The following is a 16979-nucleotide window of genomic DNA, read 5'->3' on the forward strand; positions in this document are numbered from 1 at the left end:
TCTTAGCGAAGTCGAAGACAATTAAAGAGAAAAGCTAAATAGAAGATATAGTTTGAGGTACGATTTCACCTCGTAAATCGTAATTCATAAATCATAAATATCATGAACAACCTATTAATACCTAATCCGAAAGAAGCAGAATCGATCCACATCATCCGTGAAGTGGCAGCGCAATTTGAGCGTCCGGTTTTGCTTTTTTCCGGAGGAAAGGACTCTATTACACTAGTGAGACTGGCCCAAAAAGCCTTTTATCCAGCTAAAATTCCTTTCCCTTTGTTGCACGTAGATACGGGGCATAATTTTCCTGAGACTATAGAATTCCGGGATAGGCTGGTGGAAGAATTAGGATTGGAGCTTATCGTACGAAATGTACAGGACGCAATCGATCAGGGGAAAGTTCGTGAGGAAAGAGGAAGATATTCCAGTAGAAATTCCCTTCAGACTACCACGCTTTTGGATGCCATCGAAGAATTCAAATTCGATGCTTGTATCGGTGGAGCGAGAAGAGATGAGGAAAAAGCCAGGGCAAAAGAAAGAGTATTCTCGGTAAGAGATGACTTTGGTCAGTGGGATGAGAAAAATCAACGTCCAGAGCTTTTTGACATGCTAAATGGTAAAATCCATAATGGACAAAATGTTCGTTGTTTCCCGATTTCCAACTGGACGGAACTGGACGTTTGGGAATATATCAAAACTGAAAATATTGAGATTCCATCGATCTACTTTGCACATGAGCGTGAGGTATTCCTTCGTGATGGGTTGATCTGGACTGCCAATGAGCATGTGTTTCGTGAGGACCACGAAGAAGTGATGGTGAAAATGGTGCGATTCAGAACTGTAGGTGACATGACCTGTACTGCCGCAGTTCTTTCAGAAGCTGTGTCGCTGGATGATGTAGTCGGTGAAATCAGAGATTCTTCCATCTCCGAGCGGGGTGCCAGAATCGATGATAAGCGATCCGAAGCAGCTATGGAGACGAGGAAGAAAGTCGGATACTTTTAGAAAAAGTACAAGGTCTCAAGTACAAAGTACCAAGTAGACTCGGCTCACACGTTATGCTACTTTTCCAAAAGCAGCATTAAAATCGAGTCCAGCTTCTGGAGAAGCAGGACAACAGCAAAATAAAAAACTGAACAACATGTCTGAAAATAGAAAACTTATAAAAATCGCTACTGCAGGTTCTGTCGATGATGGCAAGAGCACGCTGATCGGACGATTACTATACGATACTAAATCATTGACTACAGATAAAATCGAAGCAATCGAGCGCAGCTCTAAGCAGCGAGGATACGATTACCTGGATTTCTCTTTGGCTACCGACGGATTGGTCGCTGAGCGGGAGCAGGGCATTACGATTGATGTAGCTCATATTTATTTCAATACAGCTAAGACCAACTTTATCGTAGCAGATACTCCAGGCCACGTGGAATACACCAGAAACATGGTGACGGGAGCTTCCACTTCTCAGGTAGCGATCATCTTGATCGATGCAAGAAAAGGTGTGATTGAGCAGACTTATCGCCACTTTTTCATAGCCAATTTATTACGCATCAGCCATGTGGTGGTAGCGGTTAATAAAATGGATCTGGTGGATTATGATGAGGAAGTGTTTTTGAAGATCAAGGCGGATTTTGATGTGTTGGTAGCAAAGTCAGATTTCAGTGAAGATCAAATTAACTTCATCCCGGTATCTGCTTTGAAAGGAGAGAATATTGCCAGGAAATCTTCAGAAATGCCATGGTATGTAGGAAACACTTTATTAGATCATTTGGAAGTGTTGGAGACCAAAGATCTCGAAGAAAGTACCGTAGCTAGATTTCCTGTTCAGTATGTGATCCGTCCAAAAACTGAGGCTTGGCATGACTTCAGAGGTTTCTCAGGAATGCTTTACGGAGGAAATCTGAAAGTAGGTGATGAAGTAACGCTTTTGCCTTCATTGAATACTTCCAAAATCAAAAGTATTCACTACTTCGATCAGGAAATCCAAGAAGCAGCTCCAGGTAGCTCTATTGCAGTAACATTGGAAGATGAAGTTGATTTGAGCCGAGGAGATATGTTGGTGAAAAGCTCAGCAGTTCCACGTAGCGAAAAGCAAATTACAGCTACGATTTGCCAAGTAAATAGTAAGGCCCTAACAGTAGGTAAAAAATACATTTTGCAACACGGAGTGAATCGTGTGATGGCGAAAGTCGATCAGATAGAATCCAGAATTCACACGGATTTCTCTGGGGGAGAAGATGCGCATTCGCTTAAGTTGAATGACATCGGGCGGGTTCATTTCCGCTTAAATAAGCCGATCCATTTTGATACCTATAAGTCAAATAAATCAAATGGAAGCTTTATTCTGATTGATGAAGCAGAATACGATACTGTTTCGGTTGGATTCATTGAATAGACTGAAAAATGAAAATTTGGATAGTAGGCCATTAAGCTGATCAACTTTCTAACCTTATCACTTTTCAACTCCAAACCTCAAAAACCTATTAAGCCATGCAGAGTTTCAGAACAGAACTTGAAAACAATATAGTAGAACAAGATATCATCGATTTAGAAAAGAAAATTGCACTTTTCAATGGTGGTAATATAGACGAGGAAAAATTCCGTAGCCTTCGTCTGGCGCGAGGCATCTACGGCCAGCGACAGCCAGGTGTGCAGATGATCCGGATCAAACTGCCTTATGGTCGTGTTTCTTCCGATCAGTTACGCAGAATCTGCAAAGTATCCGATGAATATTCTACTGGACGTTTACACATCACCACTCGACAAGACATTCAAATTCACTACGTGAGCTTGGATAGGACTCCTGAGCTTTGGGCTGAATTGGAGCGGGATGATGTGACCATCCGTGAGGCATGTGGAAATACGGTAAGGAATGTCACTGCTTCGGAAACAGCCGGAATCGATCCAAATGAGCCATTTGATGTAACGCCTTATGCTGATGCGACTTTCAAATACTTTTTAAGAAACCCAATTTCTCAGGAAATGGGAAGGAAATTCAAAATTTCTTTTTCCTCTTCTGATGAAGATACTGGATTGAGTTACCTGCACGATTTGGGCTTTATCCCAAAAGTGAAAGAGATTGACGGCAAAGAAGTTCGAGGGTTCAAAGTGATGCTCGGTGGAGGTCTTGGATCTCAGCCTCGTCATGCGGATGTATTCTCTGAGTTTGTGGAAGCAGATCAGATTATTCCGTTTGCAGAAGCTGTGATCAGAATCTTTGATCGCCATGGTGAGCGGGCAAAAAGAATGAAAGCCAGAATGAAATTCCTGATCAAGGATATTGGGTTGGAAGCATTTTTGGAACTGGTTGAAAATGAGAAAAAAGCACTTCCATTTAAGTCATATCCTATAGCTTTTGAAGCATATGATGCTGCCCAAATTCTTCCTGATGCCCCTTCTGCAACTGTAGAAGAGGAGCTTGGGTTGGACTTTGAGCATTTCAAGCTCACGAATATTTTGCCGCAAAAGCAAAAAGGCTTTGTATCTGTCGGCGTTAGAGTTCCTCTTGGAGATTTCTATACAGATCAGGCAAGAAAACTGGCTGATTTGGTAGAGAAATACGCAAGTGCTGAGGTACGTTTTACCCTTCGTCAAAACTTCCTGATCCGTGATGTTCGTGAGGATTTGGTTCCATATTTCTACAAAGAGTTGAAGGAAATTGGTTTGGCATCTGCTGGATATAATTCTTTGGGAGATATTACCGCTTGCCCAGGTACAGATACTTGTAACCTTGGCATCGCTAGCTCAACTGGTATTGCAGCAGAATTGGAAAAAGTGATTTTAGCTGAATATCCTCAATACCTGAAAAATCAGGATTTAGTGATCAAGATTTCAGGCTGTATGAATGCCTGCGGACAGCACAATATGGCTCATATTGGTTTTCAGGGTATGTCCATGAAATCCGGAAAAGTTGTAATCCCTGCGCTTCAGGTACTGCTTGGAGGTGGAAATATGGGTGATGGAAACGGTCGTTTTGCAGATAAAGTGACAAAAATTCCAAGTAAAAGAGGTCCTCAGGCATTGAGAATCTTACTGGATGATTTCGAAGCCAATGCAAATGGTCTGGATTTCTTGAGTTATTATGACGAGAAAGGTCAGATTTATTTCTACGAATTATTAAAAGAACTTGGTGATGCTTCTACGGTGACTCCAGCCGATTATGTGGACTGGGGAAATACGGAGGAATATAAGATCGCAGTTGGTGTGGGTGAATGTGCCGGAGTGGTACTTGACTTGGTTGCTACTCTGCTTTTGGAGGCGAAGGAGAAAATTGATATCGCTCAAAAATGCCTAGAAGAAGGTCGCTGGTCAGATAGTATTTACCACCATTACGCAGGCTTGATCAATGCTGCAAAGGCGATCTTGCTCAGCGAAAGTGTAAGCACTAATTCTTATGCGAATATCATCAAACAATTTGATGAGGTGTTTGTAGAATCTGGTAAAATCAACTTGGGAGGAACTTTTGCAGAGAAAATCTATCAGATCAATCAGAATGAGCCAACTGAAGAGTTTGCAAATGCTTATGCTGCTCAGGCATTGGAAATTTACGGACTGCTGAAAAGCTACCGTGAGGAAGAGGTGACTGCATGAACACCGTAATTCAACCGAAAGTAACGCTTGTTGGCGCAGGTCCTGGAGATCCTGAATTGATTACCCTAAAGGCTGTTTTGGCACTGAATAAGGCTGATGTGGTGTTATATGATGCATTGATAGATCCAGTATTGCTTGATCATGCGCCTGATTCCGCATTAAAGGTATTTGTGGGAAAAAGAGTTGGGAAACATTCTTTCCCACAACAAGATACCAATCAACTATGTGTCAGTTTAGCCAAAAAGCATGGACATGTAGTTCGTCTGAAAGGTGGAGATCCATTTGTTTTCGGACGCGGATCAGAAGAAATTGAATACATAGAAGCATTTGGCGTCCCAACTGAAATGATTCCCGGGATTACCTCGGCTATTGCTGTTCCAGCTTCGGCGGGAATTCCAGTGACCAAACGAGGAGTTTCAGAAAGCTTCTGGGTAGTAACTGGCACAACTTCAGCGGGAGAACTTTCCAAAGATTTGGCACTCGCAGCGCAATCTACAGCAACTGTTGTGGTGCTGATGGGAACCAAGAAATTGGCTGACATCGTATCGGTTTATCGGGAGTTTGGCCAACGAGATTTGCCAATAGCAATCATCCAAAGCGGCACAACCATAGATGAAAAAATCACTGCTGGTTTTATTCATGATATAGAGGAAAAAGCTTTTGAAAACAAAGTAGAAGCTCCTGCGATTATTATCATCGGAGAAGTAGTGCGAGAAAGCATTAAATTAGCTGAAGTTTACCGAGAAGCGGTGAAGTATAACCTTTGAGGTTTTTAGAACCTCGAAGGTTTTGTTAATAAAATAGTGTACGGTGTCTTAAAGGTATTAAACCTTCGAGGAGATTTCTCACTCGTCCCTCGCTCGAAATGACACCTCAAAGGTTATCCTAAATCACATGAATCATTTATACCCTATTTTCCTAAAAGTACACGAACTCAACGTGCTCCTGATCGGAGGAGGAAATGTGGGTACGGAAAAGTTGGAATTCCTCTTAAAATCAAGTCCTAATGCTCAGGTGACTGCGGTTTCAAGAGAATTCTCCCAGAGTTTTATTGATTTGGCTGAAAAGTCAGACACCGTCACGATGATCGAGGATGTGTATCATAACAAATATCTAGGGGCCAAACATATGGTGATCGCAGCAACAGATGACAAGGCTGTAAATCGGCAGATTAGAGACGAAGCGAAAGAACGCTTTTTGTTGGTGAATGTAGCTGATACTCCGGAATTATGTGATTTCTACTTGGGCGGAATTGTCACTAAAGGAAACTTGAAAATAGCCATTAGCACCAATGGTAAATCCCCAACTGCTGCCAAGCGGCTTCGACAATTATTGGAAGATGTACTTCCGGAGGAATTGGATGATTTGCTTAATAATTTAAACGCTTACCGTGAAACTCTCAAAGGAGATTTCGAATACAAAGTGAAAGCAATGAATGAAATTACTGAGGGGTTGGTAAAGAAGAGCTAAACCATCGAAAACAATATTCATTAATCCCTAGAACCCTAAGTTTTTTATTTCCTCCAGTTCCCGTATTTTTGGGCTTCCTTTAAAATACGCATTACCAACTTATATTTATGGCATATCTATTTACCTCAGAGTCTGTTTCTGAGGGGCATCCAGATAAAATCGCAGATCAAATCTCTGACGCGTTAATTGACAATTTTTTAGCCTTCGACCCAAATTCCAAAGTAGCCTGTGAAACTCTTGTGACGACAGGTCAGGTGTTCCTAGCTGGTGAGGTGAATTCTGACATTTACCTTGACGTGCAGAAAATCGCCCGTGACGTGATTAACAGAATCGGTTACACAAAGAGTGAGTACATGTTTGAAGGAAATTCCTGTGGAGTACTTTCAGCTATTCATGAGCAATCTTCAGAGATTAACCAAGGTGTAGTTCGCCAGAGTCCGGAAGAGCAAGGTGCAGGTGATCAGGGAATGATGTTTGGTTATGCCACCAATGAAACTGAAAACTACATGCCTTTGGCTTTGGATCTATCGCATATGATCCTTCGTGAATTGGCGGAGCTCCGAAGAGAAAATAAAGATATTACCTATATCCGGCCTGACTCCAAAGCTCAGGTGACTATAGAATATTCTGACGATAATGTGCCCCAGCGTATAGAAGCAATAGTGGTTTCTACTCAGCATGATGATTTTGATGAGGAAGGCAAAATGCTCGCAAAGATCAAATCCGATATCATCAATATTTTGATCCCAAGGGTAATTGCTAAGCTGAAACCGGAAATCCAAAAGCTTTTCACTTCAGAAATAAAATATCACATCAATCCTACCGGTAAGTTTGTAATAGGTGGGCCGCATGGTGACACAGGTTTGACCGGAAGAAAAATCATCGTAGATACTTACGGTGGCAAAGGTGCACACGGTGGAGGAGCTTTCTCTGGAAAAGATCCTTCAAAAGTTGACCGTTCTGCAGCTTATGCTACTAGGCATATTGCAAAAAACATGGTTGCTGCTGGTCTTGCAGATGAGGTGTTGGTGCAGGTTTCTTATGCGATTGGAGTTGCCAAGCCTATGGGTATTTATATCAATACATATGGCACTGCCAAAGTTGATCTGAATGACGGGGCTATCGCGAAGAAAATTGAAGAAATCTTCGATATGCGTCCGTATGCTATCGAGCAACGATTGAAACTGAGAAATCCTATCTATGAAGAAACGGCTGCTTATGGCCACATGGGTAGAAAAAATGAAGTGGTAACCAAGGTGTTTGTATCTCCATATAGAGATGAGATCAAGCTCGATGTGGAGTTATTCACTTGGGAAAAGCTTGATTACGTGGATAAGATTAAATCTGCATTTGGACTATAAAAATAAAGGCTTCCGGTTTTAAATCGGAAGCCTTTATTTTTAGTAGTAAGATTTTTAGAATTCTCAATACAAGATTCTGAGATGGGAGGAAGTGTCAATCTAGCTACTTATGTCTACATACTTATGTCTTAAATAATAAACATCTCCTCAATCAACTCAGTATAAAAATCCCTCACCTCCATGCCGATGGCTTTCACTTGCTGGGAAATCAAACTGGTTTCAGTTTGGCCAGGAACTGTATTTACTTCGATGAAGTAAAATTTGCCTGTTTCGTGTTGAAGGAAGTAATCTACGCGGATCGCGCCTTTGCAGTTTAACTTTTCATAGATCTTTGCAATAATCCGATTTACAAGGGCAACTTCTTCATCAGACATTCTTCCAGGGGTGATTTCTTCAGTCACTCCTGCCACGTATTTGGCTTCATAATCGAAGAATTCTTTGCTGCTCACAATCTCCGTTGCAGGAAGAACAGTGATTTCTCCTTTACCTTTATAGCAGCCAATAGAAAACTCCCGCCCTGAGACAAACTCTTCTACCAGCACCTGTTTATCTTCCGCAAAAGCCTTATCCAAAGCCTCAGGCAATTCTTCCCAGGTTTTTACTTTACTCATACCGATAGAGCTTCCTCCATTATTTGGTTTGATAAAAAGAGGCAAAGTCAGCTCATCTTGTACCCGCTTTAGGTTTTTAGCAGAGTTTTCAAAGAGCTGAAGTGATTTAGCAATATGCAGCTCCTCGATGTCGTCTACAATTGCTTTTGTATAGCCCTTGTTCATTGTAATGGCAGAGCTCAGCTGATCACAAGTAGTGTATGGAATACCGATCATGTCGAAATAGCCCGCAAGCTTTCCATCTTCTCCCGGAGAGCCATGAAGAATGTTGAACACTCCGTCAAAGGTGATTTTGTCATCACCGATTCTTATACTGAAGTCGTTTAAGTCCACTGGAATTTTTTCTCCTGAGGCAGACAGAAAATGCCAATCTCCAGGATAAATCAGGATTTTGTAAACGTCGTAAAGATTGCGGTCAATGGTTTTTTCTACCACAGCAGCACTTTTTAAAGAAATGACAGATTCTCCGGTATATCCACCTGTAACCAGGGCAATTTTTCTCTTCATGGTATCAGAATTAACGATACGAATTACTCGAATTTTTGGGAATTTCCCGCAAAGCTACTTCCTTTCCTACTAACTTTCGGGGCTATTTCCCGCAGATGTTCGCAGATAACTAACGCAGATTGTAGCGGATCTTTAAAACAAAAAACAATTATGTCAATCAAAAATCTGCGCAACTCAGCGTTTTTTTTCTGCGAACATCTGCGGGAAACCTAAAGGTTATTGACTTTCCTGATAATTCCTTCAGTAATATCTTCCACATTGAAATTAACCAATAGTCCGAGTTTTAATCCTGATAGTCTTAGATAAGTAATGATTTGCTTATGGTGTACCTCCAAAAGGTTTTCAATTGATTTAATTTCGACTATGACCTTTCAACTATTAAGTCAATCCTATAGCCAACATCTAACTTAATCGTATCATAAACTAACGGAAGACCTACTTGACGTCTTACATTTAGCCCGTCTTTTTCTAATTCATGAGTTAAAGCGAGTTCATAAGCAGATTCCAATAATCCTGGCCCTAGGCGGTTGTATACTTTAAAAATACATCCTCGTATTCTATAAGAAATATCGTTTTCAGTCATTTTGTCTGATTTAAAAAGTGTGTCTAATTTACTGAATATCAGTCGAATTTAGTTCATATTTCCCGGAGATGATTGTTGATATTTCCCGCAGATCTACGCAGATAATTAACGCAGATTGTCGAGGATCTTGAACTATCAAAAGAATCTCTGCTCCTAAAAAAGCTCTGTATATCATCGAGAGGCTTATTTGATGCAGTTTGTTTTCCCGAAAATAACCTCAAATTCAATCCGAGATAATCTATAGTACAACATCAAAAATTTGCGCAACTCAGCGTGTTTTTTCTGCGTCAATCTGCGGGAAATTATTCTATGCAAATTGGTTTTAATCTGCGGGAAATATCATGCTAACTTTATCTGATCCAAATAGAACTTCATTCGAGTATGATCTCGTGGCAAAAAGTCAATTTTATCAATTTTATCCTGTTTGTGATTATAGAAAACTTCGATGTATTCGTTTTCGAGAAGATAAAGATTCACCTTATGCTTGTAATAGCGTATACCCACCACAAATGTACCCTCGGTGTAGAGGGTATTTATTTTTTTGTGGAAAGGGAGGTTGGTGAATTCTTCTTTACTCATAATCTTCAAATGCACTCGTTAAGTTACTAAAATGAATTCCTTTTTGATCAAAAAAGGTTGATTCCTGATTGGCTTCGTCTTATACTTGAGAGAACAAAAACCACTATGCTGCTCAAACAATTCCGTTTTACCGCTTTTTTTCTCGTTTTGGGATTGATGCTCGGTACTTCTTGCGCATCCAAAAAGAAAGTTGCCAGCGAGCCATTCAATACTGTCATTCAGACTGCTAGAAGTTATACAGGAACACCTTATCGTTATGGAGGAACCACTCGTGCTGGAATAGATTGTTCAGCCTTGGTTTATCATTCGTTTTATTCTGTGGGAATTACGATGCCGAGAATCTCAACGGATCAAAGTAAAATGGGTAAGAGTATCCGGACTAATGAGATCAAGCCTGGTGATGTACTGTTTTTTGCCACAGGTAAAAGAAGAAAGCAGGTGACTCACTCGGGTATAGTGACAGAGACCTCACGGGGAGATGTTCGTTTTATTCATTCTTCTACCTCGCTTGGCGTGTCGGAAGATTACCTGAGTAATAATTACTGGTCAAAGGCATTTTTGTTTGCACGACGGATACTGGATTGAGTGGTTTTAACCGCTAAGGGCACAGAGTTTTCTGCAGAGGACGCAAACTGTAATTGAACGTTATATTGCAGATCAAACCCTTTTGATTTTGGCATTTAGAATTTTCAGTCGGCTGCGCAACGGCGCAGCATTCGACTTCGCTATTTCTTGGTGCTCTTTGTGGCTAAAAAATCAACGTTGAATCCAGTTTACACACGCTTTTAGATCCAGCTTCTCCAGAAGTAGGACAGTATATAAAATTGTGCACTCCGCGCAAACCTCCGCGACCTCTTTGCGGTAAAAAATATGGCATAAAAAAACCAAGAACAGCTTTCGCTATCCCTGGCCTTTCCGAAATAATTGAACCTAATAGTTTATAGATCTTCTGATACAAGTTCAAACTCTAAGCTCGGCTTTCCTCTTTCTCCGTCTTTGGTCAAAGAAAGGAATCTAACTTTGTAAATGTTTTCATCAGCATCTTTGATGATATAATAGATATCATCTTTCACCGCTGGTGAGCTGGTTGGGCCACCACCGTTTCTCCAAGTTGACCCGATAGCCAGTCTATCGCTTGAATCAAATGTAAGTGAATTAACATCCTGTTCGGTGAAATCAGCATAAGCTATATCTGCCTCTAATACTGATGCCGCTCCAACCCCACCATAGATATTTTGGTAAACTAAATCCTGGAAGAAGTAAGCCAAAATTCCAGTAGTCGCGGCTGGATACGGTGTAGATGATGTGCCAGCAGTCCACGAGATATCCCAGGAATCTTTCGCTGGCTCCACGTCCACAATTCCATTTTCAAAACTGAAATAAACAAAATTATGATCATTGTCTTTGACTACGTCCACAGAGATAAAATCAGCAGCGTCGGCATCAGCATGCTGAAGCGTATAACCTTCACCATTTCTGGTGATTCTGATTTTCTTAAGAGACTTTGCTTCGACACCACTAGCACCTCGGGAAAGAATATAAACTTCATTACTTGCTTCAGTGGAGTTAACGGCTGCAATTGCAGGCTTAGAAAGTGGCATAGAAGGATCATCTACATGTAGAATACCTTCAAGATTTGTAAAGCTTAAAACCAAAGCTGCAGAGTCAGCTGCACTCATATCTGCTGAAGAAACCACATTGATATCAGTTTCTCCGGTAGCAGAAGCCATGGCGCCCGTGGTGCCGTTAATCAGGACTTTGAATTCAGATCCTGTAGCGAAGGCAAGATCCCATGATTCTCTGGCCACTGCTGTCTGAGTGCCAGTTCGGAATTGGATGTATGCGGTATTCGGATAAGTGGCCCCGCCACCATCTACTTCGATGATTCCTGATTCTGTAGGCGGTACTACTACCGGCTCTGGATCGTCATCACTGCAGGATGAGAAAAGTGTCACGCCAGCCATTAAGGCTGTAAGAGTTAGAAAACGATACTGTTGCATTGTGTTTAAATTTGGGGGAATAGTTATTTATTTAATTGATAAGTGAGACCGAGGAAGTAGGATCTTCCATAGCCTACGGGTCTTTGGGTTCCACCTCCATGGGCATCTCCACCTCCGGAAGTACTACTGATTTGCTTTACGTCTAGGATATTTCTAGCTCCGGCATTCACAGATAGATGCTTGCCAAAATCCTTCTTGAAAGAAATATCAATCCAGTGGTAGCCGTCCAGCATTATTTCAGTTGCGGAAGGGTTTCCCTCAGAATCAGTGATTGTTTCATAGCCGGGCAGCGCTCCAGTCCATTTGTAGAAGAGCGTCGCAGTAGTTCTCCATGGCAAAATCAGATAAGTAAGATTTGTATTCACCTCTGGAGTCCAGCTCATATCGGGAACTATAGTCTGCTCTTCAGAAAGTAGGTTGTAGCGTCCGATGTAAGAGAACCCAACATTTGCAGTCAGGTTTTTGAAGGAATGGCTATTGTTCAGCGTAAGACCAGCCGTTTTGTATCGCTCCACATTGAACAAGGTAGTCACCTGAATGTCGCTTGGATCTTGACCGTAAGCGATTCTGTCTTTTACATCATTGTAAAAAGCGCCCAGCACAGTTGAAATTTTCCAGGTTGGGTTAACTTGAGCTTTCCAATCCAATGATCCATTGAAACTATTGGAAGTTTCCGCTTTCAAGTCTGGGTTTCCAGTGATACTGTGACTTGCGTCAAAGAAGTTGAAATACAATTCACGGATAGAAGGAGCTCTGAATCCGTTGGCATAGGCCAATCTCAGATCCAAGTTTTCATTCAAGGCAAATTTTGTGTTCAACGAAGGAATCAAAGCAGGTGTTTCGTAAGCAGAATTCCAGCTTTTGCGTAGTCCCGGTTTGATTTTAATGGTAGAAACTGGAGACCATTCTCCGGAAAGGAAAATTGCATAATCCTGAATTCCTTCATTCTCGTCTATTCTCTCGCCAGAACCTTGCTCCAGATTCAGGTCGATTCCGGGTTGCAATTTGAATTTATCAGCAATCTTCCAATCGCCGATCATTCTCCAGCTAAATCCAGTGTAATCGATGGTAGAATTAGCTCCGGGAGCTTGGGATTGATAATGCTCACCTGTCCGCACATTGGTCACCCAAGTCTGGCTTTCTCTGGCATAATCTGTAAATGCTCCTTGCCAGGTAAACCCGAATTTGGAATTGGTATCCCATCTACCGCTCAGCCTATGCATCCAGCGGGAAGTGATGAATTCCTGATCCAGCATCTCCAAACGTGCTTCTGGCCCATAGGAGAAAACAGTCTCATCCAAGAAATCTAGCTGATATTCCAGATTTAGAGATTCATTGCCCCAACCTGCTTTGAGGTTTAGGAAATTCTGATCTTTAGGAAGCCATTCGTACTCTCTGCCTGTTTCTTCGCCTTTCCAACCTCCGAAGTTGTTCTGAGAAAATGAAGCTCCAAAATCCCAATTTTTCAAGCGGTAACTTCCAGTCACACTTCTTATATGAGTGCCTTTTCCATCAAAGGGGCTGTATTCATTCCCTACAGTTTCCTCCTGCACCCGAGCTTTCACATCGAATTTTTCTGATGCGTCAGATTTGGTGATAATATTGATTACACCAGCAAGTGCATCTGCTCCGTATACAACTGACATCGGTCCCTCGACGATCTCCACCCGCTCGATCCGGTTGATATCGATCTGGTTGATGTTAATTTCATTGGAGGTTCCCTGACGACCGACCATCGGAATGCCGTCAATTAAGATCTTCACATTTTGGCCAGACATACCCAGCAGCTCCATATTGCTTGAGCCTAAGGCGTTGTCCTGCGAAAAGCGAATTCCCAGCTCCGTGCTCAAAACCTCCTGAATATTACTTGGTGCTCGATTTTTAATGACTTCAGCACCGATGGTCCGCACCTGATAGACAGACTGCCTGGCAGACTGAGGCTCGAAATTCCCTGTGACCACAACAGTTTCCAAATCAGAAGTCGAGGAAGTCAAAACGAATGTTTCTGTAGTTTTTCCCGACGGCCAAGTTGCCCAGATCGTCTCAAATCCCACCGCTGAAATTTTGAGTTTCCCTTCTGATGGCAATTCGGCAAGTGAGAAAACACCCTGTTCGTCGGCTACTTCTCCCTTAAGGTCTGCCAGCCAGATCGTAGCATGAGACACCGCATTGCCATGGGAATCCACCACTTTTCCTTGCAACACAGCTTGAGCTTGCGCCATAATTGGCATAGCCAGAAATAGCAAAGAGCAAATGATGAAGTATTTATTTAGATCAAATCTATGCATGTGCATAAAAATTTTTGAGATGGCGGGAGGTAAAGCTCCCGCCGAAATTTGTATTAAAGGCTATCTACCAAAGCTTTCCACTCAGGTTTCTGAGGAAGTCCCGGCTTTCTCAATCCGAAGAACTGAGCGACCATTTCGCCTTCTTTATCGAAAAGCTCAACAGCAGATACCAACCCATCTTCCGTGTTTTTATGAACTACATAGGCTTTGTCAACCACATTTTCATTCAAATGCATGTTGAAATCAGGATCAAGTACATTGAGCCAATCACCCATCTGGCGAATGGTCTGCACCTTACCTTGGTGGATTTGGATGTTGCCTTTATTCCCAGCGAAAATCATGATAGGAAGCTTGGTCTCAGCGGCAGTTTCTACGATTTTACGTGCAGAAAGCCTGTCGATCTCATAAGCCCATTTGTCGTCAATCCACTTCACCGCATCTTGTCTGTTTAGCTTGTATTTGCGAAGCATACCAAAGAAATCATGCGTATCCTTCATCGTTTCCCAGTCTTTGGAGAATCCTTCGAAGTCCAATTCTTCTCGGGACACATATTCCGGAGTTGGAAAAGCTTCAAGCTCCAACTCAGCAGACTGGTCTTCTGCTGTATTATTATTTACCAATTCCTCGTAAGCTTCTGGATTTGATTTCTCCTGCAAATAGACTTTCATTACAGCTTCACCAGCTTTGTCGAAGTATTGCAAGCTTTTCATAGTGCCACGAGGAGTCTCGGTAGTCACTGCAAAACCAAATTTCCAACCTGCGAAAAATACTCGCTGCTCGATTGGGCCAATCACAGTAGCGATTTTGTGCGGTCCGGCAGCATGCATTTCAATTTTCTGAAAGGGTCCCTTGTGCTCCAATACACAGCCTTCGCTTCTTGTCAATGACATCACGCGGCCTAGTTTTGGGAATTCTTCCAGTTGCTCGGTAAAATTGTCAGTCAGACGAATCACGTTTGCGCCGATTCCAGTGGCTAAAAGTTGAGCTTCAGTCACACCAAGTTTAGCGGCAGCATCACGGATTCTAAGTTGAGGCTCAGATTCTTTCAGATTCTCCCATGCTTGCTTCAGGGATTGTGCGGATTCTTGAATAGTTTCCATTGTTACGCTTGTTTAAATGTGGGTATGGATGTTTGTACCTGTGCCTGTGCGGTTGCTGATATGAGGAGTCCACCTGTAACAGGGTTTTGAATTAATTGAATCGGGTGATCAAAAACGTATTCTAGGATTTCTTCCTCTAATACTTCTTTTACCGTTCCTGCTTTTGCGATCATGCCATTTTTCAGTAAGGCAATTTTATCTGCGTATTGTGCCGCAAGGTTCAGCTCATGAAGAATTACCAAGATTCCAATATTTCTTGATTTCAGCGTTTGAAGGATTTTCAATACTGCATGCTGCTGCGCAATATCCAAGCTGGAAGTTGGTTCGTCAAGGAGCAAATACCTTGGAAAAGGCTTTGTCTCCCAGATTTGTACCAGTACTCTTGCGAGTTGCACGCGCTGCTTTTCTCCGCCGGAAAGGTGATTGAAAACCTGATCCTTCAAGTGGGAAGTATTGGTAGCTTCCAAAACTTCTTGAATGAGTTTTGCTGGTTGCATTACTTTGGTGCTGATCAGCCCAAGCTCCGCAACTTCCTGCACGGTAAATGGAAAATTAACTTGTGTATGCTGAGGCATTACAGCTCTCACCGCAGCCAAATCACGGGCTTTTAGTTTATGAATATCGTGGCCATTGTAGCCCACAGCACCATGTTTGCATTTGATCTCTCCAGAGAGGATTTTGAAGAAAGTGGATTTCCCAGCGCCATTTGGGCCTAGAACCGCCAAGATTTCTCCTGGATTCAATTCCAAACTAACCTCATCTACGATAGGTCTTTGGCGAATGCAAAAATGTACTTGTGAAGCTTGAAGCATTAGTTTTTGGATTTATTCAGGTTGAAAATAAGCCAGATAAAAAATGGTGCACCGAGGAGTGCGGTGATCACGCCTATAGGCATTTCGGCGGGAATTACGATCACTCTTGCGATGAGATCGGCAAAATTTAACAAAATCGCACCTAGAAGAAATGATCCAGGCAACACCAGTCTATGATCCGCTCCAAACAGAATTCGAATCAAATGCGGTACTACCAAACCTACAAATCCGATCATTCCCACCATGGAAACTCCAACTCCAACGACCAAAGCACTACAAATAAGCAGTCGGATTTTGACTTGCTGCACGTTTACACCCATGTGGAAAGCTTCTTGCTCTCCTAACGCTAGCGCATTCAATTGTCTGGAATTTAATAATAGTAGAACTGATGGAACACCTATAAGCATCAGGCTTACTGGGACTTTTGCCCAAGTAGCACCACCCAGATCTCCTAAACTCCAGAAAGTGAAGCTTCGCAAAGCGGAATCATCTGCAAAGAACAGCACCAAACCAATTAGTGCTGCTGCCAATGCATTGATCGCTACACCCGCCAAAATCAAAGTTGCGGTATCTGTCCTTCCTTGGGATTTTGACAGTTGATAGACAGCCGTCACACAAATCAAACCTCCAATAAATGCAAAAAGAGGCAAGCCGAGAGTTTTGATCCAAGCCAAAGAGGAAACTGTAGGCACCAATACCATGAAAATCACAGCAAATAAGGCGGATCCTGTACTTACACCGATCAACCCTGGTTCTACCAAGGGATTTCTAAACATGCCTTGCAATGCTGCCCCGGCTATGCCTAATCCTCCTCCTACTAGCATGGCCATCAGCACACGCGGCATGCGGATTTGGAGAAGCACATTGGCTTGTTGCACTTCAAAAGTTCCTAGTTGAATACCGATTTGGTCAAATAAGATCGCAAGCGTCTGAGGAAATGGTATGCTAAAGGCGCCCAAAGAAAGGGAAGCTAGCACTACCAAAACCAACACAAACCCAAACCCGAGGAGGGTGAGGTTTTGACTCTGGATCTTAGTATGATTCAATGCGGTGATCATTTATTTATATGGCTGGAAGA

14 protein-coding genes and 1 pseudogene are annotated in these 16979 nt (G+C 42.3%); 7 read left to right on the forward strand and 8 right to left on the reverse strand.

Annotation, left to right across the window (positions count from 1 at the left end; translation table 11 throughout):
* Nucleotides 1-102: 102 nt before the first annotated feature.
* From cysD to metK, 6 genes are all read left to right on the forward strand, one after another.
* Entirely contained in the window at nucleotides 103-1002 is a 900-nt protein-coding gene (cysD, locus tag QOL76_RS06390) for a sulfate adenylyltransferase subunit CysD (RefSeq protein WP_283412203.1), read from the forward strand.
* A gap of 136 nt (nucleotides 1003-1138) precedes the next feature.
* A complete protein-coding gene (locus QOL76_RS06395) occupies nucleotides 1139-2395 on the forward strand; it encodes a sulfate adenylyltransferase subunit 1 (RefSeq protein WP_283412204.1) in 1257 nt (418 codons plus the stop codon).
* A 95-nt stretch (nucleotides 2396-2490) separates the two neighbouring features.
* Nucleotides 2491-4590, forward strand: coding sequence for a nitrite reductase (locus tag QOL76_RS06400; protein ID WP_283412205.1), 2100 nt, complete (start codon nucleotides 2491-2493; stop codon nucleotides 4588-4590).
* Entirely contained in the window at nucleotides 4587-5357 is a 771-nt protein-coding gene (gene cobA / locus QOL76_RS06405; protein ID WP_283412206.1) for a uroporphyrinogen-III C-methyltransferase, read from the forward strand. The genes QOL76_RS06400 and cobA overlap by 4 nt, the downstream gene beginning before the upstream one ends.
* Nucleotides 5358-5484: 127 nt before the next feature.
* The gene (locus QOL76_RS06410) at nucleotides 5485-6060 is read left to right on the forward strand and encodes a precorrin-2 dehydrogenase/sirohydrochlorin ferrochelatase family protein (RefSeq protein WP_283412207.1); all 576 of its coding nucleotides are present in this window, start codon (nucleotides 5485-5487) and stop codon (nucleotides 6058-6060) included.
* Between the two features lie 107 nt (nucleotides 6061-6167).
* Complete coding sequence (metK, locus tag QOL76_RS06415; protein ID WP_283412208.1) at nucleotides 6168-7421, forward strand: methionine adenosyltransferase; 1254 nt, start codon at nucleotides 6168-6170, stop codon at nucleotides 7419-7421.
* Between the two features lie 128 nt (nucleotides 7422-7549).
* Here metK and QOL76_RS06420 read toward each other — a convergent pair whose 3' ends face one another.
* The 3 genes and pseudogenes from QOL76_RS06420 to QOL76_RS06430 all read right to left on the reverse strand — a co-directional run bounded on the left by QOL76_RS06420 (nucleotide 7550) and on the right by QOL76_RS06430 (nucleotide 9701).
* Nucleotides 7550-8539 (reverse strand): D-alanine--D-alanine ligase, encoded by a 990-nt coding sequence (locus QOL76_RS06420; protein ID WP_283412209.1) that lies wholly within the window; start codon nucleotides 8537-8539, stop codon nucleotides 7550-7552.
* 209 nt (nucleotides 8540-8748) lie between these two features.
* Nucleotides 8749-9122, reverse strand: a pseudogene (locus QOL76_RS06425) (GxxExxY protein).
* 339 nt (nucleotides 9123-9461) lie between these two features.
* Entirely contained in the window at nucleotides 9462-9701 is a 240-nt protein-coding gene (locus QOL76_RS06430) for a hypothetical protein (protein ID WP_283412210.1), read from the reverse strand.
* A 105-nt stretch (nucleotides 9702-9806) separates the two neighbouring features.
* Between QOL76_RS06430 and QOL76_RS06435 the strand changes: the two genes are divergently transcribed.
* Entirely contained in the window at nucleotides 9807-10286 is a 480-nt protein-coding gene (locus QOL76_RS06435) for a C40 family peptidase (protein ID WP_283412211.1), read from the forward strand.
* Between the two features lie 353 nt (nucleotides 10287-10639).
* On the opposite strand, the gene QOL76_RS06440 is transcribed toward QOL76_RS06435, so the two are convergent.
* The 5 genes from QOL76_RS06440 to QOL76_RS06460 are packed head-to-tail and all read right to left on the reverse strand — an operon-like array spanning nucleotide 10640 to nucleotide 16959.
* A complete protein-coding gene (locus QOL76_RS06440; protein WP_283412212.1) occupies nucleotides 10640-11701 on the reverse strand; it encodes an HmuY family protein in 1062 nt (353 codons plus the stop codon).
* Nucleotides 11702-11724: 23 nt separating this feature from the next.
* Nucleotides 11725-13989, reverse strand: coding sequence for a TonB-dependent receptor (locus QOL76_RS06445; RefSeq protein WP_283412213.1), 2265 nt, complete (start codon nucleotides 13987-13989; stop codon nucleotides 11725-11727).
* Nucleotides 13990-14042: 53 nt separating this feature from the next.
* Nucleotides 14043-15089 carry a hemin-degrading factor gene (locus tag QOL76_RS06450; RefSeq protein WP_283412214.1) on the reverse strand — a complete coding sequence of 349 codons (1047 nt, stop codon included), beginning with the start codon at nucleotides 15087-15089 and terminating at the stop codon, nucleotides 14043-14045.
* A gap of 2 nt (nucleotides 15090-15091) precedes the next feature.
* Entirely contained in the window at nucleotides 15092-15901 is an 810-nt protein-coding gene (locus tag QOL76_RS06455) for a heme ABC transporter ATP-binding protein (protein ID WP_283412215.1), read from the reverse strand.
* Entirely contained in the window at nucleotides 15901-16959 is a 1059-nt protein-coding gene (locus tag QOL76_RS06460) for a FecCD family ABC transporter permease (protein WP_283412216.1), read from the reverse strand. The genes QOL76_RS06455 and QOL76_RS06460 overlap by 1 nt, the downstream gene beginning before the upstream one ends.
* Nucleotides 16960-16979: the final 20 nt, after the last annotated feature.

Origin of the sequence: Algoriphagus winogradskyi, assembly GCF_900182815.1 — a bacterium.
Lineage (GTDB): Bacteria > Bacteroidota > Bacteroidia > Cytophagales > Cyclobacteriaceae > Algoriphagus > Algoriphagus winogradskyi.

Coding starts and splice junctions, on each gene's coding strand:
- cysD (WP_283412203.1), top strand. CDS start 103: ATGAACAACCTATTAATACCTAATCCGAAAGAAGCAGAATCGATCCAC.
- QOL76_RS06395 (WP_283412204.1), top strand. CDS start 1,139: ATGTCTGAAAATAGAAAACTTATAAAAATCGCTACTGCAGGTTCTGTC.
- QOL76_RS06400 (WP_283412205.1), top strand. CDS start 2,491: ATGCAGAGTTTCAGAACAGAACTTGAAAACAATATAGTAGAACAAGAT.
- cobA (WP_283412206.1), top strand. CDS start 4,587: ATGAACACCGTAATTCAACCGAAAGTAACGCTTGTTGGCGCAGGTCCT.
- QOL76_RS06410 (WP_283412207.1), top strand. CDS start 5,485: ATGAATCATTTATACCCTATTTTCCTAAAAGTACACGAACTCAACGTG.
- metK (WP_283412208.1), top strand. CDS start 6,168: ATGGCATATCTATTTACCTCAGAGTCTGTTTCTGAGGGGCATCCAGAT.
- QOL76_RS06420 (WP_283412209.1), bottom strand. CDS start 8,539: ATGAAGAGAAAAATTGCCCTGGTTACAGGTGGATATACCGGAGAATCT.
- QOL76_RS06430 (WP_283412210.1), bottom strand. CDS start 9,701: ATGAGTAAAGAAGAATTCACCAACCTCCCTTTCCACAAAAAAATAAAT.
- QOL76_RS06435 (WP_283412211.1), top strand. CDS start 9,807: ATGCTGCTCAAACAATTCCGTTTTACCGCTTTTTTTCTCGTTTTGGGA.
- QOL76_RS06440 (WP_283412212.1), bottom strand. CDS start 11,701: ATGCAACAGTATCGTTTTCTAACTCTTACAGCCTTAATGGCTGGCGTG.
- QOL76_RS06445 (WP_283412213.1), bottom strand. CDS start 13,989: ATGCATAGATTTGATCTAAATAAATACTTCATCATTTGCTCTTTGCTA.
- QOL76_RS06450 (WP_283412214.1), bottom strand. CDS start 15,089: ATGGAAACTATTCAAGAATCCGCACAATCCCTGAAGCAAGCATGGGAG.
- QOL76_RS06455 (WP_283412215.1), bottom strand. CDS start 15,901: ATGCTTCAAGCTTCACAAGTACATTTTTGCATTCGCCAAAGACCTATC.
- QOL76_RS06460 (WP_283412216.1), bottom strand. CDS start 16,959: ATGATCACCGCATTGAATCATACTAAGATCCAGAGTCAAAACCTCACC.